General features: G+C 62.2%; 3 protein-coding genes and 1 pseudogene. 1 reads left to right on the top strand and 3 read right to left on the bottom strand.

The genetic code is table 11. From position 1 onward, the window contains the following. Window positions 1–455: 455 nt before the first annotated feature. A pseudogene (locus YU1_RS33145) lies at window positions 456–1,407 on the bottom strand (IS630 family transposase). Window positions 1,408–1,844: 437 nt separating this feature from the next. After that, entirely contained in the window at window positions 1,845–2,597 is a 753-nt protein-coding gene (locus YU1_RS31270) for a phage tail sheath protein (protein WP_051357359.1), read from the bottom strand. A gap of 347 nt (window positions 2,598–2,944) precedes the next feature. On the opposite strand from YU1_RS31270, the gene YU1_RS33150 reads away from it, so the two are divergent. After that, window positions 2,945–3,856 carry a DUF4238 domain-containing protein gene (locus YU1_RS33150; protein ID WP_084540136.1) on the top strand — a complete coding sequence of 304 codons (912 nt, stop codon included), beginning with the start codon at window positions 2,945–2,947 and terminating at the stop codon, window positions 3,854–3,856. Window positions 3,857–4,253: 397 nt separating this feature from the next. Here YU1_RS33150 and YU1_RS0125395 read toward each other — a convergent pair. Next, on the bottom strand, window positions 4,254–4,522 hold a 269-nt coding region (locus YU1_RS0125395), incomplete at its 5' end, for an IS5/IS1182 family transposase (RefSeq protein ID WP_029006443.1).

Below are 4,522 nucleotides of genomic sequence, written 5' to 3' on the forward strand. Positions count from 1 at the left end.
AGGATGCGGGTCAGCTCGGCGGCGATGCGCCGGGCGGCGTCGGTCGCCCGCTCGCCCTCGGCGGTCAGGGACTGGACGTATTTCTCCATCTCGGCGCGGGCGATGGGGCCGAGGTCGGCGGATTGAAGCGCCTNCTTCAGTTCCTCGTCCACGGCGCGATGCCCGTCTTCAGCTTGTCGGCGCCCATCACGTTGCCGGAGCCGAGCTGCGCCATCATCCGCTCGCGCGAAGCGATCAGGGCNGCGACGCGATCCGCCTTGGCGCCGTCCGCCTCGGCCTTGGCCGCGGTCTGCCCGCGCTCGCGGGCCGCCTTCAGATCAGTGTCCTTTTCGCCCGACCTGCCCCAGAACCAGTCGCTGAACTGGTCCACCATGGGTCGCTCGTCGCCGGTGAGCGCCTTGGTGATGCGCTTGGTGGCGCCCTGGAACCAATCGTCGGGCTTCAGCTCGAGCGTTTCATTTTTTGATTGAAACGTACCCTGCATTCGCGATGTATGTAGCTTGCACACTCTTCCGGCTGGATGCCCAATACGAGGTTGCCAACATGGCGCCATGTGTCCTCCGCGGTTCGCTTCTGGGTGCTTCGCATCCAGTGCTTGATCTTGGCGAAGGCCTGCTCGATGGGATTGAGGTCCGGAGAGTAGGGCGGCAGGAATCTGAGCCTCGCGCCCGCGGCCTTGATGAGGTGCCGCACGGCCTCGGATTTGTGGCTGCCCAGATTGTTCGTGATGACGATGTCTCCCGGCTTCAGCGTCGGGACGAGAACCTGCTCCACATAAGCGCGGAAGCATTGGCCGTTGATCGGGCCGTCGAAGACACAGGGCGCGGTGAGGGCATCGGTGCGCAGGGCGCCGAGGAAGGTCAACTTGCGCCAATGGCCCTGGGGCGCGAAGCCCTTGAGGTGCCGGCCTTTCCGGCCCCAGCCATAGAGTGGGGCCATGTTGGTCTTGATCCAGGTCTCGTCGATGAAGACCAGCCGCGTGGGGTCGAGCCGTTTCTGCCAGGTGTTCCAACGCTCGCGGCGGTGCGAGATGTCAGCTCTCGCCTGCTCCAGGGCGAACATCGTTTTTTTGAAGCGCAGTCCCTCGCGCCGCAGGAACAGCCAGATCGCATGATGCGACACTACGATACCGTGCGCGGCCAGTTCTGCCTTCAGCCCGTGCAAGGTCAGGTGCGGGGCCTGTGCGATCCGCTCGGTGACGAAGGCCCGGTGCGGCTCCAGCACACGCTTGCGGTGGCCGCCCATCTGGCCCGACCTCACCGAGCCCGTCGCACGGTGGCGCTGCGACCACTTCACCACCGAAGATGCAGCGCCCCCAAACCGGGCCGCTACCGCCCGGCTCGTCTCGCCGGCCAGAACCGCTGCAACAACGCGCTCGCGCAGATCATTCGAGAGAGGTCGGACCATGCATGCTGGCCTCCGCCCAGCCTGCATCTTGAATCACAATCCGAACCGCGCGGGAATCCTACGGTTTCAATCAAACGGAAAACGCTCTCGCCCTTCGCCTGGAGCCGGGCCTCTTCTTCGGCGCTCCAGCGCTCCCACCAGCCGGCGCGGGTCTCCAGATCCTGGAGGCCCGCGACCATGGCGTCCACGGCGCGATTGAACGGCGTGACGCTCCAGTCCATGGCGAGCACGGCGGGCAGCGGCGTGGAGAGGCCGGCGGCAACGCGGCCGGTGAAGCCGCGCCAGTCCGCAAGATCCGGGATCAGCCGCTCGCCCCGCCGAGGGACGGGGGCAAAAAATCGAAGCAGGCTCCGGTGACGGCGGCGNCGTCCGCATCCGGCAAGGCCCGCAGCACCGCCGCCGGCAGGCCNCACATGAGGCCGTAGACCTCCATCCGGTCATAGGCGCCGTCTTCCGGCAGGCTCTCGAAGAAGTCGCCCAACAGCTGCACCGAACGGCGCCCACAGGGTCTTGTTCTCGATCACCGTGCCGCCGCCGGCCTGCACCAGATAATTGGCGTCGGAGGAGGTGTCGCCGTCGCGATAGGTCACGCGCTGGGCGGCGCCGAGGATGCCGATGAGCGGCCGGTTCCAGGCCGCCTTGAACGGATTGCCCACTTGCTTGTCGCGGCGGACGATGGCGGCTGCCACGTGCGACAAGAGCGGGCGCACCACCTGTGTCCCGCTCAGATAGACCTTCGCGCCAGGATACATGACGATGATGTTGAGCGAGGTCTTGAAGTCCTCGGCATAGAGGGCGGCAGCCTCGCGGCTGGTGCCGGGGGTATCGAGCACAGCCATGCAGTCGATGATGCGCGCACACACCGCACCCATGGCGGTGATGATAGGGTTTGCGGCATTGCCCGGCCGCGTGCTGGTATGGCCGGGAGCGATCAGCAGGCCCGGCTCGAGGCCGATATGGTCCTTGGCCCCCAACTGCGCCCACACGCCGGTCTTAGCCCCGGCGGAACCGACGATATTGCCCATGGAGGCCTCCGTATCGGCACCTTCCGCCACGCGCACGAAGGAGATGTCGGTGACGATGCCCTCGGAGAGGATCTGGTCCACCGCATCGCGTGCCAGGCCGGGTTCGAGGGCCGCCACCTGGTCCACATCGTCGATGGACAGGGCCACCGGCTCGTCCAGGAGCAACAGGGCGTTGTCCGGCCCCAGGCACCGGCAGCGTGACGCCGATCACAGTGCTGTCGCGGGTATCGACGGAGGCGACGGTGTCCGACAGGTCAGAGAAGACGCCGAGACCGACAAACGGGGGGGGCAGACATGAAAATCGTCTTGAAGCGCGGTTGAGGGGCGTCTTCAGGGATAGGACTGTGCGAGGGAAGGTGCGGGAGCACAGGGGCGACAGGTGTCGCCGAGTGAAGGGGTAACCGCCAACTTGCAGCTTGTCAGGTTCTTGCGTTTTCTTGTGTGTGGGGGGGGGGCGGATCAATCTTCTCCTTCACAAACTGTTCGCCCATTCTAATTCTACGGCACAAGCAATGGCCTATGACCATCTTACAGCCCAAACCTACCTGAGGCACTTTCAGAAGAATGGCGCCCAACTTCGGGTATCTCGCAAGTCGGGACTGCCGAATCGAGGCTATTTTCCAAAAGGCATCTGCAGCGAACTCGATGGAGGCATAGTTAGTAAATTCATAGAAAATCCCAGAAGAATCGGAGAATTTCGGAAGATATTCGAGCCATATTGGCATCTTGCATTAAAAGCACTGAAGGCGCGAACAGTGTCGCGTGACGTGAAATTGGTCGTTTCTGGTTTTATGGCGAACCTGTTGGCGGCGACGCCCACAAGTACGCGACTGACCGCGGAGAGCTACCGTCATTGCGTCATAGAGACCGCGCGCGCGCATCAAGTTCTTTGCGCGCGTCACGGTCGCGCTGACCCCAATATCACCCAAGCATTGGCACTCATAGATTCCGGCGGGCTTAGCACCGAGGTCGACCCAGATTGGGCGCGCGCGCAGAACGCAATTCGCCTTTCCGGCTTTGCCTGGCGGCTGTTCAATAGCCACTGGACGGTGATCGCTAACGCCACCCCGATCGGCTTTATCACCAGCGATAACCCGTTCGTCTTCCAAGATCCAGGGCCCTTTGGAGGCGGAAAAACGACACTGCCGCGCTTCCTGCCGCTTTCACCTCGGCTTTGCCTGTATGTGGAGATGGATCCTTTTGCCGATTTTGGCGCCCCCGATTTTGCGAGGCCGCCGCAAGGGCACGTAAAATTTGCGGCGATAAACAAAGTGCTGGAAGTCGAATTAATTAATGAACTTGTCGTTGCATGTGCTGAGGAGTTGGTAATTAGCTCGACCCAGATTGCGCGCCTAGATTCACTTGTTGCAAAGTATGCGAAACATCGCGTTAGAAATGAATTTATGCTCCCCCCCCCAGCCTGATGGCTTCATCTTAGGTATGCGCCTTCGTGTTTGGGGGTCAGTAAAAAACAATGAAAAGTAAGCATTACTTTTGCAGAAAACTAATTCTGATGAGCCTGACATCTGGTCGAACACACCCTCTCCTCAGTAAAACCCCACGCAAACCCGCCACACCTCAGTAATATCGGCCGGATCTATGTTCAGCATCGCCCCGAGCGTGTCCACCAGCGGGTTGGGCGCTGGAAGCCGGTGGCGCCGTGGCGGTCGAAGAAGCGTCACAGTGTGCCGATGGCGAAGCGGTGTCCGTGCTCAACCAGTTTCTGCAGGAGCTCAATCAGGATGATGTCTGGCCTGCTGCCGGTTTGGTGGACACGAGGTTAAGCTGAATGGACTGCCCTCGGTCCATTAGGGCCCAGACTCATAACCAGTAGCTTACGGCTGCGGCGATGGAGACGGCGGCCAGGAAGTTGGTCGCGAGCCGGTCATATCGTGTGGCGATGCGCCTGAAATCCTTGAGGCGGCAGAACATGCGCTCTATGGCGTTTCGGTCGCGGTAGAGTGCTGGCGAAAAGCAGTTCTTCCAGCGCCTGTTCGAGCGGGGCGGGATGTTCGGCATGGCGCCAATGCCCTCGACCTGTCGGCGGATGGCATCGCTATCATAGCCCTTGTCACCATGGAGGATGCGGG

The organism is Azorhizobium doebereinerae UFLA1-100 (assembly GCF_000473085.1).
In the GTDB taxonomy this organism is placed as follows: Bacteria; Pseudomonadota; Alphaproteobacteria; order Rhizobiales; family Xanthobacteraceae; genus Azorhizobium; species Azorhizobium doebereinerae.

Coding starts and splice junctions, on each gene's coding strand:
- YU1_RS33150 (WP_084540136.1), top strand. CDS start 2,945: ATGGCCTATGACCATCTTACAGCCCAAACCTACCTGAGGCACTTTCAG.